Here is a 19,877-nt window from a genome sequence, read left to right on the forward strand (position 1 = left end):
GTTAGAAGTACCCCTCGCGCTTGCGGTCTTCCATCGCGGCCTCGGACAGCTTGTCGTCCGCGCGGGTCGCGCCCCGCTCGGTGAGCCGGGACGCGGCGATCTCCGCGATGACGGCGTCCAGGGTCGTGGCGTCGGAGTCGACGGCGCCGGTGCAGGACATGTCACCGACGGTGCGGTAGCGCACCAGGCGCCTGACGACCGGCTCGTCCTCGCGCGGGCCGCCCCACTCACCGGCCGTCAGCCACATCCCGGCCCGCTGGAACACCTCGCGCTCGTGCGCGAAGTAGATCCGCGGCAGCACGATGCCCTCGCGGGCGATGTACTGCCACACGTCCAGCTCGGTCCAGTTCGACAGCGGGAACACCCGGACGTGCTCGCCGGGCGCGTGCCGGCCGTTGTACAGGTTCCACAGCTCGGGCCGCTGGCGGCGCGGGTCCCACTGGGAGAACTCGTCGCGCAGCGAGAACACCCGCTCCTTCGCGCGGGCCTTCTCCTCGTCCCGGCGCCCGCCGCCGAAGACCGCGTCGAACCTCTCCGACCGGATCTTCTCGGTCAGCGGCAGGGTCTGGAGCGGGTTGCGGGTGCCGTCCGGGCGCTCCTTGAGCACCCCCCGGTCGATGTAGTCCTGCACGGAGGCCACATGCAGGCGCAGCCCGTGCCGCTCGACCGCGCGGTCCCGGTACTCCAGCACCTCGGGGAAGTTGTGCCCGGTGTCCACGTGCAGCAGCGAGAACGGCACCGCCGCGGGCGCGAACGCCTTCAGCGCGAGGTGCAGCATCACGATCGAGTCCTTGCCCCCGGAGAACAGGATCACCGGGTTCTCGAACTCGCCCGCCACCTCACGGAAGATGTGCACGGCCTCGGACTCCAGCGCGTCCAGGTGCGACAGGGCGTACGGGCTGTCCGTACCGCCCTCCACCTCGGCGAGCGTGGTCATATCAGTCCCCTCTCGCTGAGCAGGGCGGACACGGCGGCCGCGGACTCCTGCACACTCTGGTGCTGCGACTCGATGCGCAGCTCGGGCGCGGCGGGCTCCTCGTACGGGTCGTCGACCCCGGTCAGCCCGGTCAGCTCGCCCGCGGCCTGCTTGGCGTACAGCCCCTTCACATCGCGGACGCTGCACACCTCGACGGGCGTCGCCACATGCACCTCCAGGTACGGGGTGGCGTTCTCCTCGTGCCGCCCCCGCACCGCGTCCCGGCTGTCCGCGTACGGCGCGATCACCGGTACGAGGGTCAACACGCCGTTGCGGGACAGCAGTTCGGCGACGAAGCCGATGCGCCGCACATTGGTGTGCCGGTCCTCGCGGGAGAAGCCGAGGCCCGCGGAGAGGAACTCGCGGATCTCGTCGCCGTCGAGCACCTCGACCCGGCGGCCCCCGGCGCGCAGTTGGCCCGCCAGTTCATGGGCGATGGTGGTCTTGCCGGCGCTCGGCAGACCCGTGAGCCAGACGGTGGCTCCGGTGGTCACGTCGTTCTCCTGAGTCAGAGGCGGTGTCTGTATCCGTGGCTGTGTCGGTGGCTGTATCTGTGCCTGAGGGGCCGTCATCCGTGCAGCCCGCACTCGGTCTTGGCGCGCCCCGCCCAGCGTCCGGCGCGCGCGTCCTCGCCCTCCAGCACCCGGCGGGTGCAGGGGGCGCAGCCGATGGAGGCGTAGCCGTCCGTCAGCAACGGGTTGGTGAGGACGCCGTGTTCGGCGACATAGGCGTCCACGTCGTCCTGGGTCCAGCGGGCGATGGGGGAGACCTTGACCTTGCGCCGCTTCTCGTCCCAGCCGACCACCGGGGTGTTCGCCCGGGTCGGGGACTCGTCGCGGCGCAGACCGGTCGCCCAGGCCCGGTAGTTCTCCAGGCCCTCCTCCAGGGGGCGCACCTTGCGCAGGGCGCAGCACAGGTCCGGGTCGCGGTCGTGCAGCCGCGGGCCGTACTCGGCGTCCTGCTCGGCCACCGTCTGCCGCGGGGTGAGGGTGAGCACGTTGACGTCCAGCACCGCCGCCACCGCGTCCCGGGTGCCGATGGTCTCCGGGAAGTGGTAGCCGGTGTCCAGGAAGACCACGTCCACGCCCGGGCGCACCCGGGAGGCGAGATGGGCGACCACGGCGTCCTCCATCGAGGAGGTGACGCAGAACCCCGCGCCGAAGGTGTCCACCGCCCAGCGCAGGATCTCCAGTGCCGGGGCGTCCTCCAGCTCCCGTCCCGCGCGCTCGGCGAGGGCCCGCAACTCGTCGTCGGTGCGCGGCTTCTGATCCGTCGTCATGTCCGCCCGTCCTCTTGGTCGTCGGCCCGGCGCAGGCCCTGCGCGAGCAGTCCGAGGAACTTCAGCTGGAACGCCCGGTTGCACGCCCCGCACTCCCAGGCGCCATGGCCCTGCTCGCTCGGGCGCAGGTCCTCGTCGCCGCAGTAGGGGCAGTAGAAGGGGGCCGCGCGTTCGCTCACGACAGGGCCTCCTCATCGGCGCGGGCCGCCCAGACGGCGAACCGCTCGCCGTCCGCGCGCTCGGCCAGATAGCGCCGCAGCACCCGCTCGATGTAGTCGGGCAGCTCGTCCGAGGTGACCTTCAGACCGCGCACCTTGCGGCCGAAGCCCGCCTCCAGGCCGAGCGCGCCGCCCAGGTGCACCTGGTAGCCCTCGACCTGGTTGCCGTCGTCGTCCAGGACCAGCTGGCCCTTGAGGCCGATGTCGGCCACCTGGATCCGGGCGCAGGCGTTCGGGCAGCCGTTGAGGTTGATGGTCAGCGGCTCGTCGAACTGAGGGAGCCGGCGCTCCAGTTCGTCGATCAGGGCGCTGCCGCGCGCCTTGGTCTCCACGATGGCGAGCTTGCAGAACTCGATGCCGGTGCAGGCCATGGTGCCGCGCCGGAAGGTGGACGGGGAGACCGTGAGGCCGAGCGACTCCAGGGCCGAGGACAGCGACTCGATCTGGTCCTGCTCGACGTCCAGCACGATCATCTTCTGCTCGACGGTGGTGCGCACCCGGCCGGAGCCGTGCGCCTCGGCGACCTCGGCGATCTTGGCGAGCGTGGTGCCGTCGACCCGGCCGACACGCGGCGCGAACCCGACGTAGAAACGGCCGTCCTGCTGCCGGTGCACCCCGACATGGTCGCGCCACCGCCGCACCGGCTGCGCGGGCGCCGGGCCGTCGGTCAGCTTGCGCCCCAGGTACTCGTCCTCCAGCACCTGCCGGAACTTCTCCGCGCCCCAGTCCGCGACCAGGAACTTCAGCCGGGCCCGGTTGCGCAGCCGCCGGTAGCCGTAGTCGCGGAAGATCGAGATGACGCCCTCATGGACATCGGCGACCTCCGCCAGCGGCACCCAGGCGCCGAGCCGGACCCCGATCTTCGGGTTGGTGGACAGCCCACCGCCGACCCACAGGTCGAAACCGGGCCCGTGCTCGGGGTGTTCGACCCCGACGAACGCGATGTCGTTGATCTCGTGCGCCACGTCGAGCAGCGGCGAGCCGGAGATCGCGGACTTGAACTTGCGCGGCAGGTTCGAGTACGCCGGGTTGCCGATGACCCGGCGGTGGATCTCCTCGATGGCGGGGGTGCCGTCGATGATCTCGTCCTCGGCGATCCCCGCGACCGGGGAACCGAGGATCACCCGGGGGGTGTCACCGCACGCCTCGGTGGTGGACAGGCCGACCGCTTCGAGCCGCCGCCAGATCTCCGGCACGTCCTCGATCCGGATCCAGTGCAGCTGGATGTTCTGCCGGTCGGTGATGTCGGCGGTGCCGCGCGCGAACTCCTGGGAGATCTCGCCGATCACCCGAAGCTGCCCGGTGGTCAGCCGGCCGCCGTCGATCCGCACCCGCAGCATGAAGTACTCGTCGTCCAGCTCCTCCGGCTCCAGGATCGCGGTCTTGCCGCCGTCGATCCCGGGCTTGCGCTGGGTGTACAGACCCCACCAGCGCATCCGGCCGCGCAGATCGTTCGGATCGATGGAGTCGAAGCCGCGCTGGGAGTAGATCGTCTCAATACGTGTCCGTACGTTGAGACCGTCGTCGTCCTTCTTGAACTGCTCATTGCCGTTGAGCGGCGTGAAGTGGCCCTGGGCCCACTGGCCCTCACCGCGGTGACGGCTCACCTTGCGGCGGGGCGCGGAGGCGGCGGGGTCGGGTGGGGAGGCGGCCATGATTGCTACGTCCTTCGGACAGGCTGCGGACAGGGAGAAGCGGCGCTGAAAGGCTCTGACCTGCGCGAAAGCGGACGCACGGCGGAAGGTGGGGCCGGGCGCGGGCGGCGGTCGAGCGGGCGCGGGAGGCGGGGGAGCGGCGGTGCTGTAGAGGTCAGCTCGCCGGACAGATGGCGCTGGACATGCGGCCGAGGTCGACGTGCCGCCGACTCACCAAGGCAATTCCAGTTCCAGGCATGACGGCAGCGTGTCACGGCGCTCTGGACACAGTCCAGCTTCTTCCGGCATGTGGACACCCTTGTCTCGTATCGCGGGACAAGGGTGTGTTGGCTCACATGCGCCGCGTGAAGGGTTGTCGGGGCAGGTCAGGCAGGGTATGCGCCCGGCCAGGGGCCCGGGTTCGGCGCGTCCGGCTCCAGCTCGACCCGGGTGTCGTACAGCGCGAAGCCGCGCCGCTGGTAGTTGGCCATGGCGAACTCGCCGTCCTTGTCGCATGTGTGCACCCATACCCGCTTCGTGGGCGCGAGTCCCGGCCAGCGCTCGGCGAGGTCCCAGGCGCGGGCGGTGCCGCGCGCCAGCAGATGGCCGCCGATGCCGCGGCCGCGGAAGGCGGGGAGCAGCCCGAAGTAGAGGATCTCCACGGCGCCGTCGTCCTGCGCCGCCAGCTCGATGAACCCGGCCGGGGTGCCGCGGTCGTACGCCACCCAGGTCTCGACGCCGGGCGCCTCCAGCAGTTCCCGCCAGCGCGCGTGCGGCCAGTCGAGCCGGTCGGTCCAGCGGATGTCCCCGCCGACGGCCGTGTAGAGGAACCGGTTGAACTCGGGGGAGGGCACCTCGGCCCGTACGATCCGCACATCGCCCTCGGGCGCGGCGGCGGGCAGCAGATCGGCCGGGGACGTCTGCTCCAGGTACCAGGTGGTGACAGGGACGCTGCTCATGCGGGCCAGGGAATCATCCCGTCCCGGTGTCTGTCGATCGATCGGCCCCCGGTGCGCGGAGGTCGGCCCGGTGGTGAGCGCGGGGGTCAGCCCAGCGACCGGTCCAGTTCCGCCAGCGGCACCGCGAACAGCATCCGGTCGGACAGCGACCACACCTCACCGGTCTGACGCCAGTACGACAGGGAGCCCGCGGACTCGGCCCAGCAGCGGTGCGTGGCGTCCGCGCCGCACTCCGCCGCCTTCGCGCCCCGGGTGTCCTGCCGCCACAGCCCCCCGTGCCCGTCTTGCGAACCGGGCAGCCGTCCCACATACCAGGACGTGCGCTCGGCGCCGGGCTCCCGGTACGACAGCACGCCCCGGATCCCGGTCACCTTGGTCCGGTACTCCTCCATCGCGTCCACCCGTCCGGCGCCGTCGGTGGCGAGCAGCCCCGCGCGGCGCGGGTCCGTGCTGAACGCGTACCGCCACAGCCGGGCCGGGCCCTCGCCGCCGGGGGAGGTCCACTCCGCGGCGACCAGGCTGGCCGGTGCCGTACCCGAGTCCAGGGCGAGCGCGCTCGGGCAGGGCGCCCCGGAGGCGGAGCAGCGGCCCGCGGTGTAGCTGTAACTGCCGACCGCGGGCATCACATACCCGTACCCGTCGGCGGACCAGCCGCCGGGCACCCGGCCGATCGCGGGCCCGTCGACCGTGGCGCGCTGGATCCGGTCGAGGTCGTACACATAGAGCACGGCGGAGCCGCCCCGGCGGGCGGTGACCAGCAGCTTGTCCTGGTACCAGACCATGGAGGACACCCGGGAGGCCAGGCCCCGGTAGTCGCGGCCGCCGTCCACCGGGACCACCAGCAGCACCCAGCGGTAGGTGAGGCGGTCCGGGTCGTCGGCGTCCACGACGGCGACCCGGGCGAGACCGCGCTCGGCGCCCGGGCCGGTGCGGGTGCTGTGGGTCCAGCCGCTGAGCAGGACCCGGTGGGTGCCCCGCACCCCGTCGTCGGCGTCCCCGGACGTGGTCACCGAGGCCGGCCGCCAGCCCGGAACGCCGGTGTCGGCCGGGTCCCAGCAGTAGGCGCGGGCGGGGGAGGGCGAAACGGGCAGGGAGGCGTGGTCGGTGTCGTCGCAGCCGGAGCCCTCGCGCAGGGTGCGGTCCGCGTCCCGGAGCACGGCGTCCACGCCGACCGGCCGGCCCATCGAGGCGGCCAGGGTGTCCAGGGTGCGGGCGGGCACCAGGTGCTCGCGCAGCCGCAGCAGGCCGGTGTCCGCGGGGGAGGTGAGCGGCTTGAGCGCGCCGGGGCGCTCGGTGACCTGCGCCTGGGAGGTGCTGATCAGGGTGGCGGCCGCGGTCAGGGCCAGTGCGGTCCCGGTCAGTACGGCGCGCAGGGCGGTGCCCCGCCTGCGCCGACGATGTCTGCCGCGTTGCTTCATGTCGTCCCCTCTTCAGGGCCCTTGCGCTCCGGCGCGCGCCGTCGCCCCGGCCCCCCGGCCGAGGCGGGTCAACTGCGCCCGTCGGTCGTCGCGTTGACAGCGTGGTCGGGCCCGTAGGGGATGCTACGGCAGTAACGGTCCGCGCAGGGCGAAGACCCCGCAAATACCCGGAAGTCACGCCGCGGGCGTCATGCCCCCGCTGTCACGCCGGCCGCGGCCGCTCCGCCGGCGGGGCCGCCCGCCGGTGCGCCACCACCGCCGCCGTGGAGCGGGGCAGCAGGTCACGGGGGTTCTCGGGGAGGACGACCTCGACGTCGGCCGCCTCGGAGAACCGATACGGCCGATGCTGGAGAAGTCCCCCGAGATAGCGCCGGATTCGCGACATCTCCGCCCGCACCGTCACCGTGCGTGACGGGTCCTGGAAGAGGTCACCGGCCAGCTCCGCCGCCCCGCGCCCGTCCGGGTGTTCGGTCAGCAGGAACAGCAACTCGGCGTGGCGCGGGCTCAGTTCCCGCGACCAGGCGCCCGCCGGGCCGGACGCCGAGACGGTCACCGCGGCGCGCTCCGGCCGGGACAGGTCCAGGACGACACGGGAGGCGGGCGTCGCGCCCGGCTCCTCGTCGGCGCGCAGCAGCCAGCCCTCGCCGAGCGGTTCCGCCACGCACCAGCCGAGCGAGGGCAGCCACCGGCGCCCGGGGGCCGGTGAGTTGGGCAGCGTCACCCGCCGCAGATACGGCATCCCGGTCACCGCCGCCGACCAGCCGTCCCGGTCCACCACCAGCGCCCGCCCGTCCAGCCGGGCCAGCACCGGCGCCGCGATCGCCCGCAGCCGCTCCAGCGAGTCCAGATGCAGCTCCCGCAGCCGCGCCTCGGCGAGCTTCGCCACCGCGTCCACCCAGGAGAGCGTCGCCGGATGCATGGTCTCCAGCGGGCCGCTCACATCCACCACCCCGAGCAGCCGCCCGTCCCGCGGATCCGTGATCGGCGCCCCCGTGCACGTCCAGGAGGTGTGCGACCGTACGAAGTGCTCGGCGGCGAACACCTGTACCGGCCGCCGTACGACCGCGGGGGTGCCCACCCCGTTGGTGCCGACGACGTCCTCCCGCCAGTCCGCGCCCAGTTCAAAGCCGAGCCCGTCCGCCTTGCGCAGCACCGGCGCGGACCCCTCGCGCCACAGCACCCGGCCGTCCGCGTCGGCGACGACCATGATGTGCTGGGCGACGTCCGCGACCGAAAGCAGCCCCTCGCGCAGCACCGGCAGCACATGCCGCAGCGGTGACTCCTCCCGCCGTCTGCGCACCTCGTCGGGCGGCAGCAGCCCGGATCTGAAGTCGCGGTCCGGGTCGACGCCGCCGCGCAGCATCCGCCCCCAGGACTGCTCGATCACCGGCCGCGGCGCGAGCGGCACCCGCTGCCCGGCGAGCGCCGCCTCGCGCACCTCGCTCAGCACCCGGGCCGCCCGCGTCGCGTCCACGGCGGCCAGGCGCGCCACGTTCATCGGCGGGTTCACCACGGGTTCTCCTCCCGGAGCGGGGGGTCGTACACACTCTTCCAGCCGTCCGGGCGGCGCTTTCCGGTCGGTCGTCCCTCCTATACTGCCGGGCCGGACAGGCCGGAGGCACAGACTCCGCGCATGTGCGCCGACATGTTGCAACCCCCTGCAACCCTGGTGAACCGACCGATCCCGGCCGAGACTTGACCAGGACGCCCCGCGCGGCGTCCACGGGCCGCAACGGGCCCAGTCGGCGGGGGTGGTGCCGTGTCGGCGCAGCACCACCCCCGGCCGGGCACCGTCGGATTTCGGCCAGGGCGCCCAACTCCCCCAAGGGCACGGCGATTCAGGGCATCGGCCGGGCCCGCTCCACCACCGACGCCAGATCCAGACCCCCCGGCAGCGTGCCGAACGTCCCGCCGTGGTCGCCGCCGAGCCGGGAGGCGCAGAAGGCGTCCGCGACCGCCGACGGCGCGTGCCGCACCAGCAGGGAACCCTGGAGCACCACCGCGAGCCGTTCCGCCAGCCGCCGCGCCCGGCCCTCCGCGCCCTCCAGATCGGCGAGTTCGGTGAACAGGTCCTTCACCGCCCGGTCCAGCCGGTGGTCGGCGCCGTGCGCCCGCCCGATCTCCGTCAGACACGCGTCCAGCGCCCCCGGCTCCCGCTGGAGCGCCCGCAGCACATCGAGCGCCTGGATGTTCCCGGCGCCCTCCCACACGGAGTTGAGCGGCGACTCGCGCACCAGCCGGGGCATCCCCGACTCCTCCACATACCCGTTGCCGCCCAGGCACTCGGCGGCCTCCACCGCGACGGGCGCACACCGCTTGGTGATCCAGTACTTGGCGGCCGGCACCGCGAGCCGCAGGAAGGCGCGCTCCCGCTCACCCCCGTCGTCGTAGGCCGCCGCGCACCGCAGCGCCAGCGCGGTCGCCGCCTCCGACTCCAGCGCGAGGTCCGCGAGCACATTGCGCATCAGCGGCTTGTCCAGCAGCCGCCCGCCGAACGCCTCCCGGTACGTGCAGTGGTGCACCGCCCGCGCCACCGCCTGCCGCATCAGGCCCGCCGAGCCGAGCGCGCAGTCCAGCCGGGTCGCCGCGACCATCCCGATGACGGCCCGCACCCCCCGCCCCTCCTCGCCGACCCGGCGCGCCCAGGTGCCGTCGAACTCGACCTCGGCGGAGGCGTTGGACCGGTTGCCCAGCTTGTCCTTGAGCCGCTGGAGCAGGAACACGTTGCGCGTGCCGTCGTCCAGGACGCGCGGCACCAGGAAGCAGGTCAGCCCCTCGGGCGCCTGCGCCAGCACCACGAAGGCGTCCGACATCGGGGCCGAGCAGAACCACTTGTGCCCGGTGAGCGCGTAGGTCCCCGCCTCCGCGAGCGGCCGTGCCCGGGTGCTGTTCGCGCGGACGTCGCTGCCGCCCTGCTTCTCGGTCAGGCCCATCCCGAAGAGCGCGCCTGGCTTGCGCGCGGCGGGCCGCAGCTCGGGGTCGTACACCGTGGAGGTCACCCGCGGCTCCCACAGGGCGGCGAGCGCGGGATCGGCGCGCAGCGCGGGCACGGCCGCGTGGGTCATGGACAGCGGACAGCAGGTGCCCGCCTCGACCTGGCTCCACAGCAGGAACCCGGCCGCCCTGCGCACATGCCCGGCGGGCCGCGCCCAGGCGCCGGTCAGCCCGGCCGAGACGCCCTTGCCGAGCAGCCGGTGCCAGGCCGGGTGGAACTCCACCTCGTCGATCCGGTGGCCGTACCGGTCGTGGGTGCGGAGCCGGGGCGGCTGCTCGTCCGCCTGTCTGCCCCACTCCTGGAGCTGCGCCGAGCCCCCGGCCCGGCCCAGCGCGGACAGCTCCGCGCGCACCTCGCCGCGCAGCTCGGCCGGGGTGTGCCGCTCGACGGCGTCCACCAGCGCGCGGTCGGTGGCGAAGAGGTCGTAGCCGGCCAGTGGCGGCGGCTGGTTCGTCACGGTGTGGGTGGAGAAGCCTGCCATGAGGGCGAACCTACCCGGAACGGCGGCGGTGCGGGCCTCCAGGGTGACACGGGTGGCCGGGGCGGCGGGAGGAATCGGGACAGCCGGGTGCGGGTCGTGCGCGGGCGGTCGCCGCAACGCCCCGCGAGGTGAGGAGGGGCGCTCGCTGCGGATACCTTTGGGTCGTGCAGCCAGCAAGTGATTCCCCCGAACGGCCGGTCGGACGGCTCCACCGGGCCCGCGCTCTCTACCGGAACGTATCCAAGCGCAGGACGGCCTGGCTGCTGCTCAAGGACACCGTCAACTCCTGCATGGAGTACCGCATCCTCGGCCTCGCCGCCGAGGCCGCGTTCTTCACCCTGCTGTCGGTGCCCCCGCTGCTGCTCTGCCTCATCGGGCTGCTCGCCTACGTCGACACCTGGACCGGCGCGCACACCATCGGCAGCCTGGAGACCAATCTCCTCGACGCCTCCCGGACCGTGCTGTCCGACAAGGGCGTCAAGGAGATCACCGAACCGATCCTGCACGACGTCATCAAGGGCGGCCGGCCCGACGTCATCTCCCTCGGCTTCCTGTTCGCCCTGTGGTCGGGGTCCCGCGCGGTGAACGTCTTCATCGACACCATCACCGTCATGTACGGCCTCGACGGCGTCCGGGGCATCGTCCGCACCCGGATCATGTCCTTCGTGCTGTTCATCGTGGCCCTGCTGATCGGTTCGGTGGCGCTGCCGCTGATGGTCGCAGGACCGGACGCGGTGGTACGGGTGGTGCCGTGGTCGGAGACGGTCGTACAGGTCCTGTACTGGCCGGTCGTCATCGTCCTGTCCATCGTCTTCCTGACCACGCTGTACCACGTGTCCGTGCCGGTGCGCTCGCCCTGGATCGAGGACGTGCCCGGCGCGCTGGTGGCCCTCGCGATGTGGGTCCTCGGCAGCTTCCTGCTGCGCATCTACCTGGTGCACACCATCGAGGGCGCCACGATCTACGGCTCCCTCGCCGCGTCCGTCGCCGTCATGCTCTGGATCGGGGTGTCCGCCTTCGCCGTGCTGGTCGGCGCGGCGGTCAACGCCGCGATCGACCGGGTCTGGCCGGCCGCCGCGACGGCCGCCGCCCGCGAGGCCAACGAGCGGGTGCGGCACGCGCAGGTCGCCGAGTACGTCGCACGGGCCACGGCGACGCGGGAGACGTTCTCCGACGACCCCGACGACCCGGACATGCCGTCCGAGTTCCCCGAACGCTGGTCGCGCTTCCTGCCGCCGGAGGACGTCACCTCGCGGCTGCGGACGCCCACGTGGGGCGGTTCCGGGGCGCACCGACGGGTGACGCCCAAGGGGGAGAAGGGTGAGAGAGGGGACAAGGGGGACGGGGAGCAGGTGAACGGCACCGAGCCGCGGCCGACGAACGGCCTCGGCCCGCGGGCCGACGGCCCCCATCTCCCGGGTAACAGCGGTGCCCCCCATATCCCCGGCGACGGAAACGGCGAGAACCCTTACCGCCAGTGGTGAACCGGGCGGGGCGCCCCCCGCCCGCGGTCGTACCCTGGCACCCGCGTACGCCGAACGGAGTTCCCGGCCGGCCCGTGCCCTGGCGGCCGGACTCGGCCTGTGCGCCTCGGCGAGCGGTAGCGGCGCGAACAGGTCGGCGCCGTTGCCGTCGGGGTCGAGGACCAGCCCGCCGGGCAGTTCGGCCCCGGCGCCCGCCGGGAACACCAGGCCGAGGCGGCGGGACTTGAAGGAAACGGACACCCGGCCCGTTCAGCCGAACGTGACCGGGCCCCGGGGCGTGTCCACGGTGAAGCGGAGCGCCACCGGCCCCTCGGCCAGGTCGAGGCCGGTGCCCAGGGCCGCCAGCGGGCCGCGCACCTCCTCCGGTCCCGGCGCGGTCGCGGTCACCCCGATCAGCGGGGTGACCGGCAGGCCCGAGTCGGCGGGGTGGCGCGAGTCGCCCCAGTCGATCAGGAACGGCACCAGGCCCGAGGGATGCGCCTGTTCGCCACCGGTCAGCCGCCACCGCAGCAGCTCCCCGTCCGGGGTGCGGCGGCTCATCGGGTGCGCGGGCCCCGGGTCGTAGCCCCGCGCGCGGGCCGCCGCGATCGCCCGGTCCAGGTCCGGCGGGCTGATCGCCCAGGTCAGTACGGACGGTCCGGGCAACCGGTCGACCCCGAACGGCCGTTCACCCACCGGCGCCGGCTGCTCCGGGTCCGGGCCGACGATCTCCAGATAGGCCCGGCCGCCCAGCCCCACCAGATGGTTCCGGGTGCCGTGGCCGAGATGCGCGCCGCCGGGCGCCGGGGCCACCCCGGTGCGCCGTGCGAACTCGGCGACGGACGCGGCCAGATCGGGGGTGGCGAGGACAAGGTGGTCCAGATGCGCAGGAATGGCGTTCACCCCGTGGGAGGCTACGGTCAACGGCCGCCCCGTTCAAGGCCGTCACGCGGGCACGTCCCTCATCGACCGCAACTCCCGGGCCAGTTGACGTAGACCCGCGTCATGAGGTCACCGCATGCTCCCGCCCCTCCTCCGCCGCACGCGCACCAGCGCCCGTGCCTGTGCCGCCCGTCGGGATCCGGGCTTTCTCGCTCACCCGGTCGGCGGAGTCGGCTGGGCGGGTCGGCCCCTCAAGTGACGTTTCTGCGGTGAACGGATTGCGCCATTCCAGTGAGTAAAGGTGGCGTCATGGCAAGTCAATGTGAGTACCTAGAGATGCTCTTGGATTGGTAAAGGGCACTGAGGTGCGGTGGCCCTCGCCGCCGTGCCGTACCCACAGAAGGAGCCGGACCTTGACCCACGGTAAGAAGCTGCGCGACCGCATCGCCGGGCCCGGGACCACACCGCTGATCGGCGTCTACGACATGTATTCGGCATCGATCGCGGCCAAGCACTACGACGGTATGTTCGTCTCCGGATTCGGCTTCGCCGCCTCGTACTACGGCCTGCCGGACATCGGATTCATCGCCTGGCCCGACATGGTGGCCTTCGTCCAGCGGCTGCGGGGCGCCTTCCCGCACCACCACCTCCTCGTGGACATCGACGACGGGTACGTCGATCCCGAGGTCGCCTGCCATGTCGTCGAGCACCTGGAGCGCATCGGTGCCTCCGGGGTGATCCTGGAGGACCAGAAGCGGCCCCGCCGCTGCGGACACGCCGACGGCAAGCAGGTGCTGCCGCTGGAGGAGTACCTGGAGAAGCTGAACCAGGTCCTGGAGACCCGCACGGATCTGGTCGTCGTCGCCCGCACCGACGCGACCGACGAGCACGACATCCTGCACCGCGCCGAGCGGCTCGCCGCGACCGACGCGGACGTGGTGCTGGTCGACGGGGTGCGCAGCGTGGAGTGGATCAAGCGGATCCGGGAGGTCGTCGGCGGCAAGCCGCTGCTGTTCAACCAGATCGCGGGCGGCAAGTCGCCCCGCCTCTCCCTCGGCGAACTCTCCGACCTCGGGGTGGACGTCGCCATCTACAGCACGCCCTGCCTGTTCGCCGCGCACGAGGCGGTGGACTCGGCGCTCACCGGGCTGAAGGCCGCCGACGGCCGGCTGCCCGTGGTGGACCCGGCGAGCGGGGTCGGCGTCCAGGCGTCCACCACCCTGCTGGAACGCAACATCGCCCGCGACCGCCTCGTCCCCGAGAGCGTGGGCGTGTGAGGGCCGCCCGTATCGGTACGGCGGCCGCCCTCACCGCGGCCTTCCTCGGCGCGGGCGCGGCTCCGGCGCTCGCCGACAACAGCCTGGTCACGCTGGTCGACAACTCCCACGCCGACTCCTGGCTGGAGGTCGACCGCACGGCCAATGTGCAGACCGGCAAGGGCGACGCGGGCAGCGACCACGACGGCAGCGCGGTGGACGCGATCGAGGCGCTCTTCGGCAACCCACCGAAGCCGGACGAGGACTGAGGACCGAAGAGCTGACGGACTGAGGGACTGAGGGACTGCTGACGGACCGAGGAGGGTGCGCGCTCACGCGGTCGGCACACAGGGCCGCGTGCTCGGGGCGGCGAGGGCCGGGTATCTCCCGCGAGGGGGCGCCCGGCCCTCGTCGGTACCCCGAACGGCCCAGCCGGAGGTCTGTGCACCGGAATACACCGGCCTCTTGTGGTGCTCTCTTATGAAAGGTGCATGACGGCGCGAAGGGCTGGTGGGCGATGACGGCAGACCCGATGGGCCCGGTGGTCCGCACGCCCCACGGCGCCGTACGCGGTCGCCGCGAGCGCGGCGTCGCCGTGTTCCGGGGCGTCCCGTACGCCGCCCCGCCCGTCGGCCCCCGCCGCTTCCGGCCCCCCGAGCCGCCCGAGCCCTGGGCCGGGGTGCGGGACGCGGCCGCGTTCGGCCCGACCGCGCCGAAACCGCCGTACTCCGAGGCGTTCGCCCAGTACCTCTCCGACCCCTCGATCCCCGGTGACGACTGCCTCAACCTCAACGTCTGGACGCCCGACCCGGCCCCCGGCGCCAGGCTGCCCGTCCTTGTGTGGCTGCACGGCGGCGCCCTGACCAGGGGCTCCTCTGCCGTCCCGGTCTACGACGGCCGTACCTTCGCCCGGGACGGCGTCGTCTTCGTCTCGGTCAACTACCGGCTGGGCATCGAGGGCTACGGACTGTTCCCGGACGCGCCGCCCAACCCCGGCCTGCGCGACCAGCTCGCCGCGCTGCGCTGGGTGCACGAGGCGATCGCGGCGTTCGGCGGCGACCCGGACCGGATCACCCTGTGCGGCCAGTCGGCGGGCGCGATCAGCGCGGGCGTCCTGCTCGCCTCGCCGCACACCGACGGCCTGGTCCGGCGCGCGGTGCTGCAGAGCGGCCCGCCGGAGGTCTTCGAGCGGGACAAGGTACGGCGGATGGTGCGCCGGATGGCCGCCCGGCTGAAGATCCCGGCGACCGCCGCCGCCTTCGCCGCCGTGGACCCCGAACTGCTGCTGCGCACCCAGGCCGAGGCGGGCCGGCTCGCCGGTCCGGTGCTCGGCGGACCGGCGTTCGGCATCGTCGTGGACGGCGACCTGGTGCCCCGCGACCCGCTCCAGGCCCTGATCGACGGCGACACCGCCCGGGGCGTGGACCTGCTGATGGGCTGGACCCGGGACGAGTACCGGCTGTGGCTGGTGCCCGGGGGGCTGCTGGAGCACATCGACCGGCTGGGGGCCGTCGCCGTCGCCGGTGCCATGGCCCGCTGCCACGCGAGCCATGAGATACCGCGCGGCTACCGGGCCCTGCGACCGGAGGCGGGCGCCGCCGAGATCGTCGGCCAGATGGTCACCGACCACATCCTGCGCGTCCCGCTGCACCGCCTCGCCGACGCCCGCCCCGCCACCAGCCACCTCTACGAGTTCGCCTGGCCCTCGCTCCGCCCCGACCTGCGCGCCTGCCACGCCCTGGAACTCGGCTTCGTGTTCGACTCCGGCGATCTCCCGGAGTCCCAGAAACTGGCCGGTGCGGGCGCCCCGCACGAGCTGTGCGAGGAGATGCACGGCGCCTGGGTGCGGTTCGCGACCACCGGTGACCCCGGCTGGGAGTCCTGGAACCGCACGCACCCCGTCCGTGTCTTCGGCGACGGCCCGGCGTACACCGCCCAGGGCCCCCGCGACGCCGAGTACGCCCTCTGGTCCACCACCCCCCGCACCCCGCCACCCCGCCCCGCCTCCGTCCCGCGCGCCCCCGGCGCCGAACTGGCCTCCGCCATGCGCCGCCTGCGCCGCTCGGTGGGGGCGCGGCGGCGCTGATCCCCAGGCCGGGCGCACCCGCACTCGGTGGGGAACTCCGCGGAGAATCCGGCCGGTTCGGCCGGGACCGGCCATCCGGCTCGCGGGCGGGTGGCCGGTGTGCTCAGGCGAGTTTGACGCACAGCGCCGTCTCGCCGAAGGAGTGGGTCTGCCAGCGGGACGCGTCGCAGAGATCGGAGGTGACCGTCCGGTCCGGGCCCAGGATGAGGTTGCCGGCGATCAGTGTCCCGCCGACCCGCAGCAGCCGGTGGAGTTCTCGGACGACATCGCCGGTGGGTGTGAATCCGTCGAAGAACGCCACGTCGTAGGAGCCGCCGTCCAGCGTCTTCAGGACCGTCCCGGCGTCGCCCGGCAGGACGGCCACCCGGTCGTCCATCCGGTGCGCGGCGATCTGCTCCCGGGCCAGGCGGACATGGAGGGGGTCCATGTCGATGGTCTGCACGCGCGCGCCCGGCGCCGCGCGGGCCATCGAGAGAGCCGTGTAGCCCAGTGCCGTACCGACCTCCACGATCCGCCCGGCGCCGACCGCCGCCGCGATCGCCGCGGGCAGCGACCCCTCCCCGTAGGCGAATGCCCCGCAGCGGTGGGCGCGCCGGTGCCGCCGGGTCGCGGCCTGGACGTCGGCGAACGGGTCCGCCACCGCCAGGGGTCTGCGGACGGCGGCGATCGCCGCGACGGCCACCGGCCGGAATCTGTTCACCAACGTGCTCGGCATCGCCTGCTCCTTCGTTCGTGGTGGGCCGGTCCGCCGCCGCGGCCCTCGGGCACCGTGCCACTCGCATCGAGGTCCGGGTCAAGGGCGACGGTTCGCGGACGGACCACTTCCGGTCATCGCGCGGGCCGCGACCGGCCCGCTCACGCCCCCAGGGCCCGGCCGGCCGCGGCCAGGGCGACGCGGCGCGGGGGGGGCGAGCCGGGCCGCCGTCGCCGACACCCGGTTGCCGAACCCGGCGATGACGCTGGCCGGAGTGCGGCGGCCGGCCAGGGCGCCACGGGTCGCCGCCACCACGTCGGCGGCCGTGGCCATCCGGCCGACGACCGCCTTCCTGCTGCCGACGACGTCGAAGAACTCGGTGGCGACCGGTCCGGGGGAGACCGCGAGCACGCGCAGCGCCCGGTCGCGGTTCTCATGGGCGAGCGCCTCGGTCAGGCTGAGCACGAAGGCCTTGGTGGCGCCGTACAGGGCCATGGCCGGGGTGGGCTGGTAGGCGGCCGTGCTGGCGACGTTGACCAGGGCGCCGCGGCCGTCGGCGGCCAGCTGCGGCAGGAAGGCCCGGGACAGCTCGGCGACCGCCCCGACGTTGAGCCGGACCATGCGCGCGATCTGCTCCGGGTCCTGTTCCGCGAAGGCGCCGTGACTGCCGAATCCGGCGTTGTTGATCAGGGTCTGGACGGATCTGCCCCGCGCGGCGAGTTCCTCGCGCAGTGCGGTGGCGGCGCCCGGCTCCGCGAGGTCCACGGCCATGGGCGTGGCGGAGACGGAGTACCGGCTCTCCAGCTCGGCGGCGAGGGTCTCCAGCCGGCCCTGGCGGCGGGCGACGAGGACGACGTCGGCGCCGCGCTCGGCCCACTGCCGGGCGAACTCCTCGCCCAGGCCGGAGCTGGCGCCGGTGATCAGGGCCGCGGTCCCCTGATAGGACATGGTGGGCATGGGAGATGGCTCCGCTTCGGTCGTTCGTTCGAGGTGTGCCGGTTCCCTCAATGTAGGCAACTGACATCATTGTAGTCAACTGACAACATCGGGAGAGACAGCGTGGCCGAAGGCTCCTACCACCACGGCAATCTGCGGGCCGCCCTGCTGGAGCGGGCGGAGGGAGTGCTGGCCGAGAGCGGCGCCGTCGGGCTGTCCCTGCGCGGGCTGGCCCGGGACCTCGGTGTGAGCCACGCCGCCCCGACCCGTCATTTCCGTGACCGGCAGGCGGTGCTGGACGCGCTGGTGGTCGACGGCTTCACCGACCTGAACCGGCGGATGGCGGCGGCGTCCCGGGGCCCCGGCCCCGTCGAGCGCCGGATGGCCGAACTGGGGCGCGCCTACGTGGGGTTCGCGACCGAGCGGCCCGCCCTGCTGGAGCTGATGTTCACCGCCAAGCACGAGCAGGAGCCGGACGCCGAGATCCGGGTGCTCGGGCACCGCAGCCTGGAGATCGCGGCCGAGCTGATCGCCGAGGCCCAGCGGACCGGCGCCGTCCGCCCCGGCGACGCGGTGCGCCTCGCCCAGGTCGCCTTCGCCGCCGTCCACGGCCTGGCCGTGCTCGCCGTCGGCCGGCTGCTGGACGGGACACCGGTCGGGGAAGCCACCGATCTGGCCCTGGAGGTCCTGCTGACCGGCCTGCGCGGCACCCCGTGAGCGCACCCCCCGGGTCCCGGCCGGGACGGGACACCGTCGGCACCGGCGCCGTCAGGGGGCGTACGGGTCAGACGATCAGGCCCCGCTGCACGGCCACCCGGACGGCCGAGGTGCGGTCGCCGCAGCCCAGCTTCTCGTAGGCGCGGCTCAGGTACGTCTTCACGGTGGTCTCGCTGATGTGGAGCGCCGCGCCGATGGCCGCGTTCGTCCGCCCCTGGGCGGCGTGCCGGAGCACGGCCACCTCCTGCGGGGACAGCGCCGGGGCGGTGTGGCGGTTGCGCACCCGGTTGAGGAGGGTGTGCTGCGCGGGCTCCGCCAGCACCGTCTCACCGCGCGCCGCCGCCCGCACGGCACGGGCGAGCGCGTCGGGCACGATGTCCTTGAGCAGGTAACCGGACGCGCCCGCCTCGATGGCCCGGAGGATGTCCTGGTCCGTCTCGTAGGTGGTGAGCACCACGACACGGGAGCTGCCCGCCGCGGTGATGGCCCGGGTGGCCTCCACCCCGTCACCGCCCGGCATGCGCAGGTCCATCAGGACGAGGTCGGGGCGCTCGGCCGCGGCCAGCGCCACCGCCTCGGGGCCGCCCGAGGCCTCGCCGACGATCTCGATGTCGGACTGGCCCGCGAGCATGCCGCGGATGCCCTCCCGGACCATCGGATGGTCGTCCACGAGCATGATCCTGATCATGTTCCGCTCCCGCCGGGCAAGGTCGCGCGCACGATGGTGCCCGCGCCGGGTCCACTGATGACGCGCAGGCCGCCGCCCGCCTCCTCGACCCGGGCCCGCATACCGGCGAGGCCGTATCCCGCGGACGGCGTGTCCGGGTCGAACCCGACCCCGTCGTCGCGGATCTCGACGCTCACGGTGCCGGCGGCGTAGGCGAGCACGAGGTCCACCCGGGCGGCGCGCGCGTGCTTGCGTATGTTGGCGAGGCCCTCCTGCGCGACGCGCAGCGCCACGACCTCGACGGACGGTGCCGACGGCACCACCTCGCCCGTCAGCCGCAGGGCCGCCGCCATGCCGGTCTCGGCGGCGAACGCGGCGGCGATGCGCTCGACCGCCTGCGGCAGCGACGCGCCGTCCAGCCGCGCCGGGGTCAGGGCGGCGATGATGCGCCGCGACTCGGCGAGGTTCTCCTGGGCGGTCGCGGTGATGAGTTCGACGTGCCGTCTCGCGGCGGCCGGATCGGACTCCAGCTCGCCGCGGGCCGCGTGACCGAGCATCACGATCGACGTGAAGCCCTGCGCGAGGGTGTCGTGCATCTCCCGGGCGAGCCGGGCCCGTTCCATCTCCGCGCCCTGGGCCGCGGAGAGCGCCGCGACCTCCGCCTCCCGTTCGTGGAGCGCGTCGATGAGACGCTGGCGCTCCTGGCTCCGGTGGGTGACGTCGAGCATGCGGACCGCGAAGAACAACGAGAACACGACGATGGCCGCGGCCGTGGCGATGCTCTGCACCTCCTGGGCCGAGGTGAGCGGCACGTACAGGAACTGCAGGACCGGCCAGGTGCAGCTGAGCACCACGACGACGGCCGCGGCCAGCCCCGGCGTGAGCAGGATGAACACCTGGGGCGCGAAGACGAACTGCGCCATCGAGGCCCACGGGCTCAGCGTCACGCACGCGGCGAAGACCACGACCGCGACGGCCACGAACGTCCAGGCGCGGCCCGAGTTCGCGTGCACGCCCGCGAGGCTCGGCCGGGCCGTCGCGCAGTACAGCACCTGCGAGGCGACGAGGAGGGCGGCGGCCGTCGCGGCGTGCCAGCCGGGCCCGTCCGAGAAGGCGACCACCACCAGCGCCGTCCCCAGCGTGGCAAGCCCGAAGAACAACAGCCAGGAGCGGAAGTGGGCCTCTTCGGCGTGGGCCTTCTCGGGCACGGGCATGC

At 73.6% G+C, this 19,877-nt stretch carries 20 protein-coding genes; 5 read left to right on the forward strand and 15 right to left on the reverse strand.

The features are described 5' to 3' along the window. Nucleotide 1: 1 nt before the first annotated feature. From cysD to ACLF5H_RS00730, 10 genes are all read right to left on the reverse strand, one after another. Nucleotides 2-937, reverse strand: a complete 936-nt coding sequence (gene cysD, locus ACLF5H_RS00685) for a sulfate adenylyltransferase subunit CysD (protein WP_421674100.1) — start codon at nucleotides 935-937, stop codon at nucleotides 2-4. Then, a complete protein-coding gene (cysC, locus tag ACLF5H_RS00690) occupies nucleotides 934-1,470 on the reverse strand; it encodes an adenylyl-sulfate kinase (protein ID WP_421674101.1) in 537 nt (178 codons plus the stop codon). The genes cysD and cysC overlap by 4 nt, the downstream gene beginning before the upstream one ends. A gap of 74 nt (nucleotides 1,471-1,544) precedes the next feature. Beyond that, nucleotides 1,545-2,255 (reverse strand): phosphoadenylyl-sulfate reductase, encoded by a 711-nt coding sequence (locus ACLF5H_RS00695; protein WP_421674102.1) that lies wholly within the window; start codon nucleotides 2,253-2,255, stop codon nucleotides 1,545-1,547. Further along, nucleotides 2,252-2,434, reverse strand: a complete 183-nt coding sequence (locus tag ACLF5H_RS00700; protein ID WP_086808075.1) for a hypothetical protein — start codon at nucleotides 2,432-2,434, stop codon at nucleotides 2,252-2,254. The genes ACLF5H_RS00695 and ACLF5H_RS00700 overlap by 4 nt, the downstream gene beginning before the upstream one ends. Further along, nucleotides 2,431-4,128 (reverse strand): nitrite/sulfite reductase, encoded by a 1,698-nt coding sequence (locus ACLF5H_RS00705; protein WP_421674103.1) that lies wholly within the window; start codon nucleotides 4,126-4,128, stop codon nucleotides 2,431-2,433. The genes ACLF5H_RS00700 and ACLF5H_RS00705 overlap by 4 nt, the downstream gene beginning before the upstream one ends. Before the next feature lie 154 nt (nucleotides 4,129-4,282). After that, complete coding sequence (locus tag ACLF5H_RS00710) at nucleotides 4,283-4,366, reverse strand: putative leader peptide (RefSeq protein WP_310739661.1); 84 nt, start codon at nucleotides 4,364-4,366, stop codon at nucleotides 4,283-4,285. Nucleotides 4,367-4,493: 127 nt separating this feature from the next. Further along, nucleotides 4,494-5,066 (reverse strand): GNAT family N-acetyltransferase, encoded by a 573-nt coding sequence (locus tag ACLF5H_RS00715; protein WP_421674104.1) that lies wholly within the window; start codon nucleotides 5,064-5,066, stop codon nucleotides 4,494-4,496. Nucleotides 5,067-5,152: 86 nt separating this feature from the next. Further along, entirely contained in the window at nucleotides 5,153-6,484 is a 1,332-nt protein-coding gene (locus ACLF5H_RS00720; RefSeq protein WP_421674105.1) for a hypothetical protein, read from the reverse strand. A 202-nt stretch (nucleotides 6,485-6,686) separates the two neighbouring features. Then, nucleotides 6,687-7,982 (reverse strand): GAF domain-containing protein, encoded by a 1,296-nt coding sequence (locus tag ACLF5H_RS00725; RefSeq protein WP_421674218.1) that lies wholly within the window; start codon nucleotides 7,980-7,982, stop codon nucleotides 6,687-6,689. A 340-nt stretch (nucleotides 7,983-8,322) separates the two neighbouring features. Beyond that, nucleotides 8,323-9,960, reverse strand: a complete 1,638-nt coding sequence (locus ACLF5H_RS00730) for an acyl-CoA dehydrogenase family protein (protein WP_421674106.1) — start codon at nucleotides 9,958-9,960, stop codon at nucleotides 8,323-8,325. A gap of 164 nt (nucleotides 9,961-10,124) precedes the next feature. Between ACLF5H_RS00730 and ACLF5H_RS00735 the strand changes: the two genes are divergently transcribed. After that, entirely contained in the window at nucleotides 10,125-11,444 is a 1,320-nt protein-coding gene (locus ACLF5H_RS00735; RefSeq protein ID WP_421674107.1) for a YihY/virulence factor BrkB family protein, read from the forward strand. Nucleotides 11,445-11,693: 249 nt separating this feature from the next. On the opposite strand, the gene ACLF5H_RS00740 is transcribed toward ACLF5H_RS00735, so the two are convergent. After that, nucleotides 11,694-12,326, reverse strand: coding sequence for a VOC family protein (locus ACLF5H_RS00740; protein WP_421674108.1), 633 nt, complete (start codon nucleotides 12,324-12,326; stop codon nucleotides 11,694-11,696). Nucleotides 12,327-12,718: 392 nt separating this feature from the next. Here ACLF5H_RS00740 and ACLF5H_RS00745 point away from each other — a divergent pair, with 392 nt between their 5' ends. From ACLF5H_RS00745 to ACLF5H_RS00755, 3 genes are all read left to right on the forward strand, one after another. After that, on the forward strand, nucleotides 12,719-13,582 hold the full coding sequence (locus ACLF5H_RS00745) for an isocitrate lyase/PEP mutase family protein (RefSeq protein WP_421674109.1): 864 nt from the start codon (nucleotides 12,719-12,721) through the stop codon (nucleotides 13,580-13,582). Next, nucleotides 13,579-13,830: a hypothetical protein gene (locus ACLF5H_RS00750; RefSeq protein ID WP_421674110.1), complete on the forward strand. Its 252-nt coding sequence runs from the start codon at nucleotides 13,579-13,581 to the stop codon at nucleotides 13,828-13,830. Before ACLF5H_RS00745 ends, ACLF5H_RS00750 begins: the two co-directional genes overlap by 4 nt. 248 nt (nucleotides 13,831-14,078) lie before the next feature. Then, nucleotides 14,079-15,647: a carboxylesterase/lipase family protein gene (locus ACLF5H_RS00755; RefSeq protein WP_421674219.1), complete on the forward strand. Its 1,569-nt coding sequence runs from the start codon at nucleotides 14,079-14,081 to the stop codon at nucleotides 15,645-15,647. A gap of 103 nt (nucleotides 15,648-15,750) precedes the next feature. Here the strand turns inward: ACLF5H_RS00755 and ACLF5H_RS00760 are convergent, their stop codons facing one another. Both ACLF5H_RS00760 and ACLF5H_RS00765 read right to left on the reverse strand, forming a co-directional pair. Beyond that, a complete protein-coding gene (locus tag ACLF5H_RS00760) occupies nucleotides 15,751-16,362 on the reverse strand; it encodes an O-methyltransferase (RefSeq protein WP_421674111.1) in 612 nt (203 codons plus the stop codon). 78 nt (nucleotides 16,363-16,440) lie between these two features. After that, a complete protein-coding gene (locus ACLF5H_RS00765; RefSeq protein ID WP_421674112.1) occupies nucleotides 16,441-17,289 on the reverse strand; it encodes an SDR family NAD(P)-dependent oxidoreductase in 849 nt (282 codons plus the stop codon). 111 nt (nucleotides 17,290-17,400) lie between these two features. Between ACLF5H_RS00765 and ACLF5H_RS00770 the strand changes: the two genes are divergently transcribed. Next, a complete protein-coding gene (locus tag ACLF5H_RS00770; protein ID WP_421674113.1) occupies nucleotides 17,401-17,994 on the forward strand; it encodes a TetR/AcrR family transcriptional regulator in 594 nt (197 codons plus the stop codon). A 67-nt stretch (nucleotides 17,995-18,061) separates the two neighbouring features. On the opposite strand, the gene ACLF5H_RS00775 is transcribed toward ACLF5H_RS00770, so the two are convergent. Continuing rightward, nucleotides 18,062-18,682 (reverse strand): response regulator, encoded by a 621-nt coding sequence (locus ACLF5H_RS00775; protein ID WP_421674114.1) that lies wholly within the window; start codon nucleotides 18,680-18,682, stop codon nucleotides 18,062-18,064. Continuing rightward, nucleotides 18,679-19,875: a sensor histidine kinase gene (locus tag ACLF5H_RS00780; protein ID WP_421674115.1), complete on the reverse strand. Its 1,197-nt coding sequence runs from the start codon at nucleotides 19,873-19,875 to the stop codon at nucleotides 18,679-18,681. Before ACLF5H_RS00780 ends, ACLF5H_RS00775 begins: the two co-directional genes overlap by 4 nt. Nucleotides 19,876-19,877: the final 2 nt, after the last annotated feature.

Origin of the sequence: Streptomyces sp. LaBMicrA B280, from assembly GCF_049222185.1 — a bacterium.
GTDB lineage: Bacteria > Actinomycetota > Actinomycetes > Streptomycetales > Streptomycetaceae > Streptomyces > Streptomyces murinus.

Bases quoted from the DNA above. Each gene is read 5' to 3' on its own strand.
- ACLF5H_RS00730 (WP_421674106.1), bottom strand. From the start codon at position 9,960: ATGGCAGGCTTCTCCACCCACACCGTGACGAACCAGCCGCCGCCACTG.
- ACLF5H_RS00705 (WP_421674103.1), bottom strand. From the start codon at position 4,128: ATGGCCGCCTCCCCACCCGACCCCGCCGCCTCCGCGCCCCGCCGCAAG.
- cysD (WP_421674100.1), bottom strand. From the start codon at position 937: ATGACCACGCTCGCCGAGGTGGAGGGCGGTACGGACAGCCCGTACGCC.
- ACLF5H_RS00720 (WP_421674105.1), bottom strand. From the start codon at position 6,484: ATGAAGCAACGCGGCAGACATCGTCGGCGCAGGCGGGGCACCGCCCTG.
- ACLF5H_RS00725 (WP_421674218.1), bottom strand. From the start codon at position 7,982: ATGAACGTGGCGCGCCTGGCCGCCGTGGACGCGACGCGGGCGGCCCGG.
- ACLF5H_RS00765 (WP_421674112.1), bottom strand. From the start codon at position 17,289: ATGTCCTATCAGGGGACCGCGGCCCTGATCACCGGCGCCAGCTCCGGC.
- ACLF5H_RS00760 (WP_421674111.1), bottom strand. From the start codon at position 16,362: ATGCCGAGCACGTTGGTGAACAGATTCCGGCCGGTGGCCGTCGCGGCG.
- ACLF5H_RS00695 (WP_421674102.1), bottom strand. From the start codon at position 2,255: ATGACGACGGATCAGAAGCCGCGCACCGACGACGAGTTGCGGGCCCTC.
- ACLF5H_RS00715 (WP_421674104.1), bottom strand. From the start codon at position 5,066: ATGAGCAGCGTCCCTGTCACCACCTGGTACCTGGAGCAGACGTCCCCG.
- ACLF5H_RS00755 (WP_421674219.1), top strand. From the start codon at position 14,079: ATGACGGCAGACCCGATGGGCCCGGTGGTCCGCACGCCCCACGGCGCC.
- ACLF5H_RS00775 (WP_421674114.1), bottom strand. From the start codon at position 18,682: ATGATCAGGATCATGCTCGTGGACGACCATCCGATGGTCCGGGAGGGC.
- ACLF5H_RS00710 (WP_310739661.1), bottom strand. From the start codon at position 4,366: ATGCCTGGAACTGGAATTGCCTTGGTGAGTCGGCGGCACGTCGACCTC.
- ACLF5H_RS00780 (WP_421674115.1), bottom strand. From the start codon at position 19,875: ATGCCCGTGCCCGAGAAGGCCCACGCCGAAGAGGCCCACTTCCGCTCC.